This is a genomic window from Streptomyces tauricus (genome assembly GCF_014650955.1).
Classification (GTDB): domain Bacteria; phylum Actinomycetota; class Actinomycetes; order Streptomycetales; family Streptomycetaceae; genus Streptomyces; species Streptomyces tauricus.
Window position 1 is genome coordinate 14,216 of the sequence record NZ_BMVY01000038.1, and the last position, 14,191, is coordinate 28,406.

A 14,191-nucleotide genomic window follows, 5' to 3' on the forward strand; every position below is an offset into this window, starting at 1 on the left:
CCCCACCCAGGGGCGCGGGGAACGGCGCAATCTTTTACGCCTCAGGGGCGCGGGGAACGGCGCAATCTTTTGGTCTTTGGCCTTCAGGGGCGCGGGGAACGGCGCAGGGGACTGACCCGGGGGCCGACCGGGGAGAGTGGACCCCATGAGCGACCACGTGCGCATCGACAGAACGCGCGACCGCGAACGGCTCGCGACCGCCGTCGAGGAGGCCAGAGCCGGCCTGGCGGAGGGCGGCATCCCCATCGGCGCCGCCCTGTACGCGCCGGACGGCACCCCGCTCGGCCGGGGCCGCAACCGCCGCGTCCAGGACGGCGACCCGTCCACGCACGCCGAGACGGCCGCCTTCCGCAACGCGGGACGGCAGCGCTCCTACCGCGGTACGACGATGGTGACCACACTCTCCCCGTGCTGGTACTGCAGCGGCCTGGTCCGGCAGTTCGGGATCTCCCGGGTGGTCATCGGGGAGGCCCGGACCTTCCACGGCGGACACGACTGGCTGGCCGAGCACGGCGTGGAGATCGTGCTCCTGGACGACGCTGAGTGCGTCGCCATGATGCGCGACTTCATCGAGAAGAACCCCGCACTGTGGAATGAGGACATCGGTGAGTGACACCGCCCCCCGCACCGGCCCCCGCGTGCCGACCGTCGATCTCGGGCCGTGGCTGTCCGGCGACCCCGAAGCCCGTGCCCGGACCGCCCGCACGGTCGACAGCGCGCTCCAGAGCGCCGGCTTCCTGCTGGTGACCGGTCACGGCGTCGACCCGGACCTGCGGGTACGCGTCCGCGAGGCGGCCCGCGCCTTCTTCGTACTGCCCGCCGAGGCCAAGGAGCCGTACGCGGTGAAGGTCGGCGGCCGGGGCTGGCTCGGCCCGGGTGCCGAGGCCAACGGCTACGCGGAGGGCACACCGACCCCGCCCGACCTGAAGGAATCCCTGAGCTTCGCGACGCACGAGCCCTTCGACGACCCGAGAATCAACGCGGAGTGGTGCGCGCCGAACGTCTGGCCGGCCGAGGCCCCCGGGCTCCGGGCCCTGTGCGAGGAGTACCTGGCCCGGATGGGCGAACTGGAGAACCATCTGCTCGCCCTGCTCGGCGAGGCACTGGGCGTGGAGCCCGACTTCTTCACCCGGCACATGGACCACCCGACCTACGGCTTCAACATCAACTGGTACCCGGGCAGGGAGGTCGTCGGCGAGCCCGAGGAGGGGCAGTTCCGCATCGGGCCGCACACCGACTTCGGCACGGTCACCATCCTCGACCGGCAGGCGGGCAAGGGCGGACTGCAGGTCTGGACGGACGCCGGCGGCTGGGAGGACGCGCCCTTCGACCCGGCGGCGCTCACCGTCAACATCGGTGACCTGATGGCCCGCTGGACCGGCGACCGCTGGCGCTCGGGCCGCCACCGCGTCCTGCCCCCGCCGGCCGACGAGCCCACCGAGGAGCTGATGTCCCTCGTCTACTTCGGTGAGTGCACCCCGGGAACCCGCGTCGAGTCGGTTCCGGCCCCGGTCGGCCGGGTGGCGTACGAACCCGTCGACTCCCATGTGTACCTGCGGTCGAAACTCGACTCGATCACCGTGAACTGAACCGGGCCCGGTCGGACCCCGTCGGCGGCGCCGACATTTCCGTAAGCCCGCGGACATCATCCGGTCCACTCCGAAGCAACGCCCCCTGGCCGTCCCACGGTTGATACACCTCACCTCTACGAGAACCGGACCCACGGGTCCCAGGGGGAGATGCGGTGCGCAGAGGGCTCCACGGCCAGGGGGCGCTGTTCGACACGGAACCGCCCGGCCTCGCCGCACGGCTCGTCGGCCTGCGCCCGTTCCAGCACGGGTCCAGTCCCTGCGAACACCCGAAGGAGATCCCCTTCGTGGTGTTCGCCGGGCCCCGCGGGATCGGCAGGAGCGCGGTGCTGGCGGAGCTGCGGGCCGCGTACGAGGGCCGGACGCCCCTCGCGCTGATCGACTGCGAGGCGGAGAGGTTCGCGCACCCTCCGGCGGGTCGGCCGCACGAGGTCTGGTCGCCCCTGTCCCAGGCGCTGGTGACGATCGCCGAGCAGCTCGCGGAGCCGGTGGCCGACGCGGGCCGGATTCGGTTCCCGCGGCTCGCGGCGGGCCTGCTGGCCGTGGCGGCGGGCGGCTGGAACGACCGTGACGTGCCCCGCATCCGCCGGGAGGCCGAACGGATCCTGCTGCTGAACGACACGGGTTCCTGGGTCGGCGGACAGACGAGCCGCTGGGTCGGCCGGGTCTCGGCCCGCCTCACCGACCCGCTCACCGGCCCACTGCCGGGTACGGGTCCGGTGGTCGAGCCGGTCGTCGAGGCCGTCCTGGAAACGTTCTCCGAGGGGGTCTCGCCCACGCACCGCCGGCTGCGCAAGGCCGCCGCCTGGTACCGCGACCACCCGAACGCCGACGGCAACCCCAAGCTCGGACTCCTCCTGCTGTCGGGGCACTTCAGGGCGGGCGGCGACCCCCGCACCCACGCCGAGGGCCATCTCGTACGGGCCCTGCTGGCCGATCTCGACGACGCGTACGGCGGCTCGTTGCCGCGCGGGCACCGGCCGGGGCGGCCGGTGGTCCTCGTCGACAACGCGCAGACCGCGCCGGGAATCGGGCTGATCGGAGCGGTCCTGCGGGACCGGGCCGAAGGCATCGCCGACCGGGTGGCGTTCTTCGCCGGTCTGCGCGGGCACGGCCATCCGGCCCTGCGCAACGCGACCCGCGGCGCCCTGTCCGAGCTGGCCCGCACGAGCGGCTGGGAGCCCGGCGGTACGGCCTCGTCGCGGGCGCTGCTCGTACGGCTGTCACCGCTGTCCCCCGACGACACGCCACGCGTCGTGGAGGCGGCCTGCCGGGGTCTGGCCGTGCCGTCCCGGCTCCCGGGCGCCGCCCACCGGCTGACCGGCGGCAGCCCGCTCGGTACGACGCTGTTCGCCGAGTCGGCCCGGCAGAACCTGCCCCGGGGCGCGGGCGCACCCGGTGAACTGCTCACCGCGGACCTCGTACCACCGGAGAAGTACGACGGGCGCGAGGCGTGCGAGGCGCACAAGGGACACGGGGTGCACAAGGGGCACAAGGGCCACGAGGGGCACGGCGGCCGTCCCGCCTACCGTGAGCTTCTCGACCGGCTGGTGCCGGACGGCCGCCGGGACGAGCTGGCGCTGCTGGCCGTGGCCCACGACCGCGAGTCGGCGTGCGCGCTGGCCGCGGCCCGGCTCCCCGGCGACTTCGGCGCGGTGGGGGTACTGGCCCTGGAGGCGCGGCTCGCCGAGGAGGGCCTGCCCCCGGTCCCCGGCCAGTTCGTCGGCGACCCGTTCCTGCGGGCACTGCTGCTGCTGGAACTGCACCGCAGGGAGCCGGACCACCGCACCTGGAAGGCCGCCCACCGCACACTCGTCGCCCACTACACGGACATCCCGGGAGCGCCCGACGGGCCGGGGTCGGCGGAGCAGCGCGTCCTCTACCGGCTGCACCACGAACTCGCCCTCGGCGCCGCCGAACCGGCCGTCACGTATCTGCGCGACACCTTCCCCCGTAAGGACACGAAGGCGTGGCTGCGGGCGCTGGTGTTCCTCGCGTCGGCGCCGTACCACCCCGCGCCCGTCCCGGACGGCTACGGCGGCGCCGCGTCCGACGCCCGCACCGGGGTCGCGCTCGGCCGCGTCGGCACCGGCCCGCCACCGCCGGAGGGCGCGGACACCGCCCTGCACCTGCGGATACGCCGACTCCTGTACGGGGTCTGGCAGGTGACCGACCCGCTGGCGCTGCCCGACCCGGTGGTCGCCGAGCGGCTGCGGTCCGAGCTGGAGCATCTGTCGCGGCTGCGGTCCACGGACGTGGAGCCGCTGCTGCGGGCCTCCGTGCACTGGCCCGAGGACGCCCTGTCCGGCCGCCCGCTGCGGCTCGGCCGGACCGCGTCCCGGCCCTGACTAGACCCCGGCGTAGGAGTGCTTGCCGGTGACGAAGATGTTGACCCCGTAGTAGTTGAACAGCCAGCAGGCGAAGGCGGCGAGCGCGATGTACGCGGCCTTGCGGCCCTTCCAGCCGGCCGTGGCACGGGCGTGCAGATAGCAGGCGTAGGCGACCCAGGTGATGAACGACCAGGTCTCCTTGGGGTCCCAGCCCCAGTAGCGGCCCCACGCGTCGCCCGCCCAGATCGCGCCGGCGATGATCGTGAACGTCCACAGCGGGAAGACGGCGGCGTTCACGCGGTACGAGAACTTGTCGAGCGACGCCGAGGCGGGCAGCCGCTCCAGCACGGAGGTCGCGAACCGGCCGGGCTTGCCGCCGGTCGCGAGCTTGTTCTCGTAGCTGTCCTTGAAGAGGTAGAGGATCGTGCCGACCGCGCCCACGTAGAAGACCGCGCCGCAGAAGATCGCCGTGGAGACGTGGATGTACAGCCAGTACGAGTGGAGCGCGGGCACCAGCTGGTCGCTCGCCGTGTACAGGACGGTGACGGCGAGGCCGAGGTCCAGCAGGACCGTGGTGACCAGGAAGAGGCCCATCCAGCGGACGTTCTTCTTCATCGCGAGCAGCGCGAGGTACACACCGACGGCGACGGTGGAGAAGGTGATGTTGAACTCGTACATGTTGCCCCACGGCGCCCGCTGCACCGACAGGGCGCGGGCGAGCACACCGCCGAACGCGATGAGGAACGCGAGCACGGTGAGGGAGATGGCGATCCGGCCGTACAGGTCGCCCTGTACGTCCCCGCCGTGCGCGCCGGGCCCGTCCGGTACGTCCCGGGCGCCGGCCGCGGCCCGTGTGACGACCTTGGGCCGCTCCAGCACGGCGGTGCCGCCCGCGTTCTGCACGGTGACCGCCGGGGCGGCCGTCTTCTTGCCCTCCTTGTCGGCGGTCAGCGCGGCGGCCGTACGGCCGACCTTGCTGCGGCTGCCGAGGAGCCATTCGGCGATGTACGCGAAGAAGGCCAGCGTGTAGACGGCCATCGCGGAGTAGATCAGCGTGTTGCTGACGTTCGCGAGGTGCTCGTTGGTCGCGGCGGCCAGATCGGTCGCGGCGGAGAGGTCGGTCGCGGCGGCGAGCGTCACTTCGTCTCAGCCCCTTCGGCAGGTACGGCGGGAGGTTCGGGGGTGGGGGGCTCGTTCTGGGGCTGGTCCGGGGTGTCGGGTACGCCCGGCGCCATGTCGTACAGCCGGCCGGCCAGGACGCCCAGTTCCTCGGGGACCTTGGCGGACTCGCTGCGGCCGAGGCCCGCCATCTCGACGACCGTGACACCGTCGGGGCCGGTCACGGCCCGCACCCAGACGCGGCGGCGCTGGATGAAGAGGGAGGCGGCGAGGCCGAAGATGGCGCCGAAGGCACCGGCGAGGGCCCAGCCCGCGCCGGGCTGACGGGTGACCTGGAAGTTCGCCCACTCCTTGACGCCCTTCTCGAAGGTGATCGAGCCGGCGCCGTTCGGGAGCCGCATGGTCTCGCCGGGCTTCAGGTTCTCCCGCAGCTGCTCGCCCTTGGAGTTCTTGAACTCTTTCATGTTCTTCTTCTCAAGCTGGTACACGCTCTGCGGCAGGCCCGCGTCGACCCCGAGGTCGCCGTGGTACGCCGCCAGGTTCAGCACCGGGTTCAGCAGGGCGGGGAACTGCGAGACCACCGCGGTGCCGTCGCCGCCGTACGCCGGGAGGAAGAACGCCTGGAAGCCGAGCTGCTCCTGCTTGCCCTTGGCGTCCTGGTAGCCGTCCATGACCTTGATCGCGCCGGTCGAGGTGACGTTCGAGTCGAGCGGCAGCAGCGGCACGGCCTGCTGGTAGACGATGTCGCCCTTGCCGTCCCGGACGGTGACGACGGGCGCGTAGCCGTGGGCGGTGAGGTAGACCTTCGAGTCGTCGATGTCCAGCGGCTCGTTGACCTTGACGGTCTTCTTCTGTTCCGCGCCGTCCGCGCCCACGCTGTAGTCGACCTTCGCCTGGTACGTGCGGGGCGTGCCCTTGTTGGGGCCCGTCTCCTCGTACGTGCCCTCGAAGTCCTCCAGGACGAAACTGAACGGCTCCAGGTCGTCGGTGTCGAAGAGGCTGCCGGACTTGAAGTCGTCGTACTGCGTGAGGGTGTTGGCGAAGCCGTCGCCCTCGACGATCAGCTTGTTGCCCTCGGACTTGAAGAGCTGGCCCCAGGCGAAGGCGACCAGCATCACGATCAGCGCGATGTGGAAGGCGAGGTTGCCGACCTCGCGGAGGTAGCCCTTCTCGGCGGCGACCGCGTCCCCGTCGAGGTGGGCACGGAAGCGCCGCTTCTTGAGGAGCTTGAGCGCTTCTTCGCGGACCTCCTCGGGCCCGGCCTCGGTCCGCCAGGTCGTGTACGCGGGCAGCCGGGTCAGCAGGCGCGGCGCGCGCGGCGGCCGGCCGCGCAGTTGGCCGACGAACTGCCAGGTGCGGGGCACGATGCAGCCGATGAGCGAGATGAAAAGCAGGATGTAGATCGCGGAGAACCAGGCGGAGCTGTAGACGTGGAACAGCCCGAGCTTCTCGTAGATCGGCCCGATCGTGGTGTGCCGGGCCTGGAAGTCGGCCACCTTCGTCTCGTCGGTCCCGGACTGCGGGATCAGCGAGCCGGGAATCGCGCCGAGGGACAGCAGGAAGAGCAGGATCAGCGCGACCCGCATCGAGGTCAGCTGCCGCCAGATCCAGCGGGCCCAGCCGATGACCTCGCGGCCGGTCCACGCGAGCCATCCCGTGGCGCCCGGGGTGCGCGCGCCGCCGAAGGAGCCGGGCATGAACGTCTCGCGGGGCGCGGTGGACAACTGGGCCCCGGCGGCGCCGAGATCGCCGGCGTCCCGCACGGCGGTGTCACCCGTGCCGTTCCTGTCGCCCCGGTCGCCGTTCCCGCCCTCGGTCCGCACGTCGGTGTCCCGTTTCGTGCTCATGAATCAGATCCCTACCGTGAAGCCGTCGGACCAGCCCTGCATCTCCTGCACGATGCCGTCCCACGCGCCGGTCAGCAGGAGCAGACCGGTCGCGATCATCATTCCGCCGCCGATCCGCATCACCCACACATAGTGGCGCTTGACCCAGCCGAAGGCGCCGAGCGCCTTGCGGAAGGCGACGGCGGCGACGACGAAGGGCACGCCCAGACCGACGCAGTACGCGACCGTCAGTATGGCCCCGCGGCCGGCACTCGCCTGGTCGGAGGAGAGCGCGAGCACGGAGGCGAGCGTCGGTCCGATGCAGGGCGTCCAGCCGATCCCGAAGAGCGCGCCGAGCAGCGGGGCCCCGACCAGACCGGCGACCGGCCGCCTGTGGAAGCGGAACTCGCGCTGGGTCAGCCAGGGCATCATCCCCAGGAAGAACACCCCCATGAGGACCATGAGGACGCCGAGCACCTTGGACATCGTGTCCTTGTGCTCCTGGAGGGTGTAGCCGAAGTAGCCGAAGAGCGCCCCGCCGGAGACGAACACGGCGGTGAAGCCCAGGACGAACAGCGAGGCCCCGGCGACCATCCGCCCGCGCCGCGCCTCGGCGAGGTCGGTGCCGCTCACTCCCGTGACGTACGAGAGGTAGCCGGGCACGAGGGGCAGTACGCAGGGGGAGAAGAAGGAGACGAGTCCGCCGAGGAGCGCGATCGGGATGGCCAGTACCAGCGCCCCGGTGAGGACGGTCTGGTTGGGGTCGGTGCCCGCGGCCACGAGAAGAGACACGAGCGGTCACTTCTCCGCGAGGATCGGCTTGAGCATCTTGCGCAGATTGTCCTCGCTGAGCGCGGACAGCGACCGCGAGGCGACCTTCCCGTCCCGGTCGAGGACGAGCGTGGAGGGGATCGTCTGCGGGTTGAGCGTGCCCTTCTCGAAGCGGAGCATCAGCTTGCCCGTCGGGTCGTACAGACTCGGGTACTCGACGCCGTGCGCCTTCTCGAAGGCGATCGCCGGAGTGGTGCTCGTGTCCCGGGTGTTGATGCCGACGAACTGCACGCCCTGGTCCTTGAGGTCCTCGGAGACCTTGACGAAGTTCTTGGCCTCCAGGCGGCACGGGCCGCACCAGGAGCCCCAGACGTTCAGGACGACGATCTTGCCCTTGTAGTCGGCGACGTCGAGCTGCTTGCCGTCGATGGTCCTGCCCGACAGCTCGGGCGCCTGCGCGCGGCTGCCCTTGTCGACCGTGGCGATGCCGTCGGAGCCGGTGACGAAACCGGTGTCACCCGACCCGCCGGACTTGCCCCCTGATCCGCACGCGGACAGGAGCAGCGCCGCGGCGACGGCCGCTCCGGTAGTTGCGGCGGCGCGGCTACGGGTCCGGTCGGTGCGCTGGACGGCACGGCTGGCGGCACTCATGTGAAAAGTTTCGCATGTCCGTTCCGGGGATCTTGCGCACCCCCCTCACGCCGCTCAGGCGGCCTGGTGCCGCCCGAGAAACGCGTTCCAGCCACCGGCCGGCTCCTCCCCCACACCCAGGGTCCGCAGCTTCTCCAGGACGGCCGTGTCCTGCACGTCGAGCCAGTCCACGAACTGGCGGAACGACACCATGCGGACGTCCTTCTTGCCCGCGATGTGCTTCAGCGCGTTCTCGACGGCGTCCATGTAGATGCCGCCGTTCCACTCCTCGAAGTGGTTGCCGATGAAGAAGGGGGCGCGGTTCGTCTCGTAGGTACGCGTGAAGCCCGCTATGTACGAGTCGGTCGCCTGCCTGCGCCAGGCCGGGTAGTTGGCGGGCGGGGCCTGGGTGGAGTTGACCGACTGGTTCGCGAGGATGTTGTAGTCCATGGAGAGGACCTCGAAGGTGTGCCCGGGGAAGGGCATCGCCTGGAGCGGCAGGTCCCAGACGCCTTCCTTCTTGCCCGGCCAGACCTGGGTGCCGCCGGGCGAGGAGGCGTCGTAGCGCCAGCCCAGCCCGCGGGCGGTGGGCAGCAGGTTGTCCTGGCCCTTGAGGCAGGGGGTGCGGCCGCCGACGAGTTCCTTCTCGTAGTCGAAGGGCAACGAGGGCACCTCCTTCTCGCTCCAGCCCGTGTTCGTACGCCACTCCTTGACGAAGCTCTTCGCCTGGTCGATCTCGCTGCGCCACTGGGCCGGCGTCCAGTTCTCGACCGTGCCGGTGCCGCCGCAGAAGTGGCCGTTGAAGTGGGTGCCTATCTCGTGCCCGTCGAGCCAGGCCCGGCGCAGGTTCTTCAGCGTCGACTTGATGTGGCTGTCCGTCAGATAACCGATGTCGGACGCGCCCGGCGCGTTGTTCGGCGGAAGGTACTTCCGCTTTTTCGACTCGGGGAGGAGATAGAGCCCGGAGAGAAAGAACGTCATTCGCGCGTCATGCTCTTCCGAGAGCTTCAGAAATCGCTCGAAGAGTCCGTTGCCTACGTCTCCCGCGCCGTCCCAGGAAAAGACGACGAACTGCGGCGGGGTTTCGCCGGGTTCAAGGGGCACGGGCTTCTCGGGCTGCTTCGGCTGCTTGCCGGTGAAGGTGGTGGAGCCGTCACCGAGGGGACGGGCGGGACGGCCGGCACTGCTGTCACCAGGCTTTCCGGAACCACCGACGCCGGTGGAGCCGCCTCCCAGAGCGGTGCCGCAGCCGGCGATCCCCATGGCGGCCGCGGCTCCGGCCCCGGCTCCCAGGCCCAGCATTCCCCTTCGACTGATGTCGCGCATTTCCGTCCCCATTCGTCGTGCTCGGCGCCCAAGCAATCTGGACACGTGGTTAGAGGGCACGACGAAGAGGGGGGTTCCCCGACACACTCAGATATTTCGGTGACGCTCGGATGGCGAACTTGTGACGAACGCGAGGGAACCGCTCCGCGGTAAGGAACGGGACCACCCGCTGTTCGACTGCGGGCCGTAGGGGGCGAGCCGCGCCCCTAAAGCGGCGGGGCCCGGGGGTACGCCGTTTGACTGCGGGCCCCGTGGAGGTGAACCGCGCAGTTCCCCGCGCCCCTGAAGGGGCGGGGCCCGGGGGGTCTCGCCTAGGCCCCCCGCCCCCACTTTTGGGCTTTTAGGGGCGCGGGGAACTGCGCAACCCCACCCCCGCTCACCCGCACCATGCGAACAAGCCCAGCCAGCGCAGCGCCTACGCGCCGAACGCCTTCGACTTGCCCCGTACCGGCTTGGCGCCGGCCAGCAGGTGCGCGGGTACCAGGTCCCGTGCCGGCTCCGTGTAGCCCACCGACACGATCTTGTCCCCCCGGTACGTGAACGTCGTCAACGACGCCAACGTGCACTGCCGCTTCCGCGGGTCGTGCCACAGCCGCCGCCGCTCCACGAAGGACCGCACGATCCAGATCGGCAACTGATGGCTGACGCACACGGCCTCGTGCCCACGCGCCGCGTCCCGCGCCGCGTCCAGCGCTCCCATCATCCGTACGACCTGCTCCAGATACGGCTCGCCCCAGGACGGCTTGAAGGGGTTGACCAGGTGTTTCCAGTTCTCGGGGTTGCGCAGTGCCCCGTCCCCGACCCCGAAGGTCTTGCCCTGGAAGACGTTCTCCGCCTCGATCAGCCGCGCGTCGGTCGCGAGGTCGAGACCGTGCGTCTCGGCGACCGGCGTGGCCGTCTCGCGGGCCCGCTCCAGCGGGGAGGAGACGACGTGCGTGATGTCACGCGGCGCGAGGTGCTCGGCGACCCGCTCGGCCATCCGCTGTCCGAGCTCGGACAGGTGGTAGCCGGGCAGCCGCCCGTAGAGCAGCCCGTCCGGGTTCTCGACCTCGCCGTGCCGCATCACGTGTACGACGGTGATGTCACTCATACTGCCGTGGCCTCCGCTGCTGCCCGTGCCGCCGCCGGAAGGGCGTCGGCGATCCGCTGTACCGCCCGGTCGTCGTGCGCCGTCGACACGAACCAGGATTCGAACGAGGACGGCGGCAGGTAGACGCCCTGCGCCAGCATCGAGTGGAAGAAGGCGTTGAAGCGGTACGACTCCTGCGTCTTCGCGTCCTCGTAATGACGTACGTCCTCCCCCGTGAAGAAGACGGAGAACATGTTGGACGCGTTCTGCAGGGTGTGCACCACACCTTCCTTGGTGAGGGCGTCCGTGACGAGCGTACGGATCTGCTCGGAGACCGCGTCGAGCCGGGTGTACGCGGCGTCGTCGAGCAGCCGCAGCTGGGCGAGGCCCGCGGCGGTCGCGACGGGGTTCCCGGACAGCGTGCCGGCCTGGTAGACGGGACCGACGGGCGCGAGGTGCCCCATCACGTCCGCCCGCCCGCCGAAGGCCGCGGCCGGGAAGCCGCCGCCCATGACCTTGCCGAAGGTCATGAGGTCGGGCGCGACACCGTCGACCCCGTACCAGCCGGCCCGGCTCGTACGGAAGCCGGTCATGACCTCGTCGGAGATGTACAGGGCGCCGTCCGCCGCGCAGGCGTCCTTGAGTCCCTGGTTGAAGCCGGGCAGCGGCGGCACGACACCCATGTTGCCGGGCGAGGCCTCGGTGATCACACAGGCGATCTCGCCGGGGTGCGCCCGGAAGGCCGCCCGCACGGCTTCGAGGTCGTTGTACGGCAGGACGATGGTGTCCCCGGCCTGGGCACCGGTGACGCCGGGGGTGTCGGGCAGCGCGAAGGTGGCGAGCCCACTGCCCGCGGCGGCCAGCAGGGCGTCCACGTGCCCGTGGTAGCAGCCGGCGAACTTCACGACCTTGGCGCGCCCGGTGAACCCGCGCGCGAGTCGGATGGCGGACATGGTCGCCTCGGTGCCGCTGGACACCAGCCGGACCTGCTCGACGGGCGCGACGCGAGCGACGATCTCCTCGGCGAGCGCGACCTCGCCCTCCCCCGGCGTACCGAAGGAGGTGCCGCGGGAGACGGCGGCCTGGACGGCCTCGATGACCTCGGGGTGGGAGTGGCCGAGGATCATCGGCCCCCAGGAACAAACGAGGTCCACATACTCCCTCCCGTCGGCATCGGTCAGGTATGGACCGTTACCGGACACCATGAACCGGGGCGTACCGCCCACGGCGCGGAACGCGCGGACGGGAGAGTTCACGCCGCCGGGCGTCACGGCCGCCGCACGGTCGAAAAGAGTCTGCGAAACTGGGGCTTCGTACGGATAGCTCACACGGACCATGGTGTCAGAGGCTGCGAAGATCCTGCGGACAGGTGTTTCAACGCACGTTTCGGCGTGCGGCCGTGGGGGAGGTCACTGTCACGATGATCGGGTTGCGTGGCGGGGGTCGCGCACCCTAGAAAAGCAGTCGGGTGGAGATATGCATCGCGGTGGCGGACTGGGCGAGGGGACCGATGACCTCGGTCCTCGGCGTGCCCGGCGGGGGAAGCACCGGCGCGAGGCGGAGGCGGCCGAGGCACGGCAGGCACAGGGATCGCAGGGCGAACCTGAGCGGATCGACCCGTCCGCGCGTATGGACGGTATGGACTACACGGACCGCGGGGCAGACCAGCTCAGGCCAGGAAGCAGCGGGAATGGTGGCCGGGTGGGGGTGACCTACAAATACTTCGGGGCACCGGACGGCGCGACCGCCGCCCGCGTCCCCATCTCCATGCGCCCGGAGGAGCTCGGCGGTGACGAGCTCGGTATGAACGGCATGTTCACGAAGATCAAGCCGGAGACGATGGCCGCGATGGTCCTCACCGGCATCGAGGGCATACCCCTGCACAAGGTGCCCCCGCTCGAACTGGTCGTCCTGCACCCCGACTACGCCGTCGTCAGGCTCCCCATGACGGTCGTCGACCCGCTCCGCGGCATAGGCGAGGAGGCCGTGGGCGCGGCAGCCTTCATCTGGTCGACGGTCCCGGACCGCGGCGGCCCGCGTGACGCGTACAACGTCTATCAACTCCTCCACGAGTGGCAGGACTTCAGCCACCGTCTGCACGAGGCGGGGCATCAGCCGTACTGCCTGGTCTGGCCCTGAGCCGACGCTGACCGGATCGTGCCGCGGCGCCTCACGCGGGGACTCGGCGCGGCGCGGTGTTCCGTATGATCGCCCGCTTTGTCGTTCGAGCCGCGCATTCGGGTGAATCAGGTGCACTGACCGGTTTTGGGCTCCTTAATATCTCGTCCCGTGACAGACGGGAAGAGCCGCCCGGAGCCGGTCGGCCGCACGACTGATGTGGCCGTCCTAGGGGCCGGTCCCGCCGGACTCGTGCTCGGCAACATCCTGGTGGACCGGGGCATCGGCTGCGTGGTCCTGGAGCGGGCCGAGCGCGCGCACCTGCGGACCCGGGCGCGTGCCGGGTTCCTGGCCGCCGGCACCGTACGGACCCTGGAACGGCACGGTCTCGCCGAGGGGCTGCGCCGGCACGGGCAGGTCCACGGCGTCTGCGAGTTCCGTACCGGGGACGGCCGGTTCCGGCTGGACTACGGCGGGCTCGGGCAGCGGGAACGGCACACCGTCTACCCCCAACAGGACCTGGTGTCCGACCTGTTGACGCGGTTCCTGGCCCGCGGCGGACAGATCAGGTTCGGCACCGAGGCCGTGGCCGTGCACCACGCCGACAGCGAGCGGCCCGAGGTGTCCGCCCGCGAGGCCGACGGGCGGCCCCTGCGGTGGCGGGCGCGGTACGTGGCCGGCTGCGACGGACGGCACGGCGCGGCCCGGCGTTCACTGCCGGCCGGCACGGTCCGCCACCACCGCGATCACGGCGTGACCTGGCTCGGTCTGCTCGCCGAGGCACCGCCCAGCCTGGACGCCGTCGGATACGCGGTCCACGAGCGCGGGTTCGCCGGACACATGGCCCGTACCAGCGAGATCACCCGCTACTACCTGCAGTGCGAGCGGGGCACCCCGGCCGGCTCCTGGTCCGAGGAGCGGATCTGGGAGGAGCTGGAACTGCGGATGCGGGCACGGGAGTACGGCCCGCTGCGCCGCGGGCGCGTGGTGCAGCGTTCCGTGGTCGACCTGGAGTCCGACGTGCTCGAACCGCTGCGCCACGGCGCGCTGTTCCTCGCCGGTGACGCCGCCGGACTGATCAGCCCGTCCGCCGCCAAGGGCGCCAATCTCGCCGTCCTCGAAGCGGCGGCCCTGGCCGACGCCCTGACCGACGCCCTCACCCTCGGCGACCCCGCGGGCCTCGACGCCTACTCCGCGCGCTGTCTGACCCACATCTGGCGTGCGCAGGAGTTCTCGCACTGGATGATCGGGCTGCTGCACGGCCCGTCCGGCACGGACGGCGAGTCGCTGTTCCACAACTCCCTGCGCCGCTCCCGCCTCACCTCGCTGCGCACCTCCCGCAGCCAGCAGGACTGGTTCGCCGAGCACTACGTCGGCATCTAGCCCGCCCCACCCCACCCGCCCGTACGCAGT

Annotated in this window: 12 protein-coding genes; 5 read left to right on the forward strand and 7 right to left on the reverse strand. The window is 71.0% G+C overall.

What is annotated here, in order from left to right:
- The first annotated feature begins 145 nt into the window (after nucleotides 1-145).
- The 3 genes from IE278_RS35490 (at nucleotide 146) to IE278_RS35500 (ending at nucleotide 3,937) form a co-directional block, all read left to right on the forward strand.
- Entirely contained in the window at nucleotides 146-613 is a 468-nt protein-coding gene (locus IE278_RS35490; protein WP_189778701.1) for a nucleoside deaminase, read from the forward strand.
- Entirely contained in the window at nucleotides 606-1,589 is a 984-nt protein-coding gene (locus IE278_RS35495) for an isopenicillin N synthase family dioxygenase (protein WP_246571192.1), read from the forward strand. Before IE278_RS35490 ends, IE278_RS35495 begins: the two co-directional genes overlap by 8 nt.
- Nucleotides 1,590-1,744: 155 nt before the next feature.
- Complete coding sequence (locus IE278_RS35500) at nucleotides 1,745-3,937, forward strand: hypothetical protein (RefSeq protein ID WP_189778705.1); 2,193 nt, start codon at nucleotides 1,745-1,747, stop codon at nucleotides 3,935-3,937.
- On the opposite strand, the gene ccsB is transcribed toward IE278_RS35500, so the two are convergent.
- The 7 genes from ccsB to hemL all read right to left on the reverse strand — a co-directional run bounded on the left by ccsB (nucleotide 3,938) and on the right by hemL (nucleotide 11,997).
- A complete protein-coding gene (gene ccsB, locus IE278_RS35505) occupies nucleotides 3,938-5,059 on the reverse strand; it encodes a c-type cytochrome biogenesis protein CcsB (protein ID WP_189778707.1) in 1,122 nt (373 codons plus the stop codon). It abuts the gene before it with no gap.
- Nucleotides 5,056-6,885, reverse strand: a complete 1,830-nt coding sequence (gene resB, locus IE278_RS35510) for a cytochrome c biogenesis protein ResB (protein ID WP_189778708.1) — start codon at nucleotides 6,883-6,885, stop codon at nucleotides 5,056-5,058. Before resB ends, ccsB begins: the two co-directional genes overlap by 4 nt.
- 3 nt (nucleotides 6,886-6,888) lie before the next feature.
- Entirely contained in the window at nucleotides 6,889-7,656 is a 768-nt protein-coding gene (locus IE278_RS35515; RefSeq protein ID WP_189778710.1) for a cytochrome c biogenesis CcdA family protein, read from the reverse strand.
- Nucleotides 7,657-7,662: 6 nt separating this feature from the next.
- Complete coding sequence (locus IE278_RS35520; RefSeq protein WP_189778712.1) at nucleotides 7,663-8,286, reverse strand: TlpA family protein disulfide reductase; 624 nt, start codon at nucleotides 8,284-8,286, stop codon at nucleotides 7,663-7,665.
- Between the two features lie 54 nt (nucleotides 8,287-8,340).
- The gene (locus IE278_RS35525) at nucleotides 8,341-9,591 is read right to left on the reverse strand and encodes a polysaccharide deacetylase family protein (RefSeq protein WP_246571197.1); all 1,251 of its coding nucleotides are present in this window, start codon (nucleotides 9,589-9,591) and stop codon (nucleotides 8,341-8,343) included.
- A gap of 415 nt (nucleotides 9,592-10,006) precedes the next feature.
- Nucleotides 10,007-10,681, reverse strand: coding sequence for a histidine phosphatase family protein (locus tag IE278_RS35530; protein ID WP_189778716.1), 675 nt, complete (start codon nucleotides 10,679-10,681; stop codon nucleotides 10,007-10,009).
- Entirely contained in the window at nucleotides 10,678-11,997 is a 1,320-nt protein-coding gene (gene hemL, locus IE278_RS35535; protein WP_189778718.1) for a glutamate-1-semialdehyde 2,1-aminomutase, read from the reverse strand. Before hemL ends, IE278_RS35530 begins: the two co-directional genes overlap by 4 nt.
- Nucleotides 11,998-12,136: 139 nt before the next feature.
- Between hemL and IE278_RS35540 the strand changes: the two genes are divergently transcribed.
- A complete protein-coding gene (locus tag IE278_RS35540) occupies nucleotides 12,137-12,799 on the forward strand; it encodes a hypothetical protein (protein WP_189778720.1) in 663 nt (220 codons plus the stop codon).
- Between the two features lie 198 nt (nucleotides 12,800-12,997).
- A complete protein-coding gene (locus tag IE278_RS35545; protein ID WP_189778809.1) occupies nucleotides 12,998-14,161 on the forward strand; it encodes a 4-hydroxybenzoate 3-monooxygenase in 1,164 nt (387 codons plus the stop codon).
- Nucleotides 14,162-14,191: the final 30 nt, after the last annotated feature.

Coding starts and splice junctions, on each gene's coding strand:
- IE278_RS35490 (WP_189778701.1), top strand. CDS start 146: ATGAGCGACCACGTGCGCATCGACAGAACGCGCGACCGCGAACGGCTC.
- resB (WP_189778708.1), bottom strand. CDS start 6,885: ATGAGCACGAAACGGGACACCGACGTGCGGACCGAGGGCGGGAACGGC.
- IE278_RS35520 (WP_189778712.1), bottom strand. CDS start 8,286: ATGAGTGCCGCCAGCCGTGCCGTCCAGCGCACCGACCGGACCCGTAGC.
- IE278_RS35525 (WP_246571197.1), bottom strand. CDS start 9,591: ATGCGCGACATCAGTCGAAGGGGAATGCTGGGCCTGGGAGCCGGGGCC.
- IE278_RS35530 (WP_189778716.1), bottom strand. CDS start 10,681: ATGAGTGACATCACCGTCGTACACGTGATGCGGCACGGCGAGGTCGAG.
- hemL (WP_189778718.1), bottom strand. CDS start 11,997: ATGGTCCGTGTGAGCTATCCGTACGAAGCCCCAGTTTCGCAGACTCTT.
- IE278_RS35540 (WP_189778720.1), top strand. CDS start 12,137: ATGCATCGCGGTGGCGGACTGGGCGAGGGGACCGATGACCTCGGTCCT.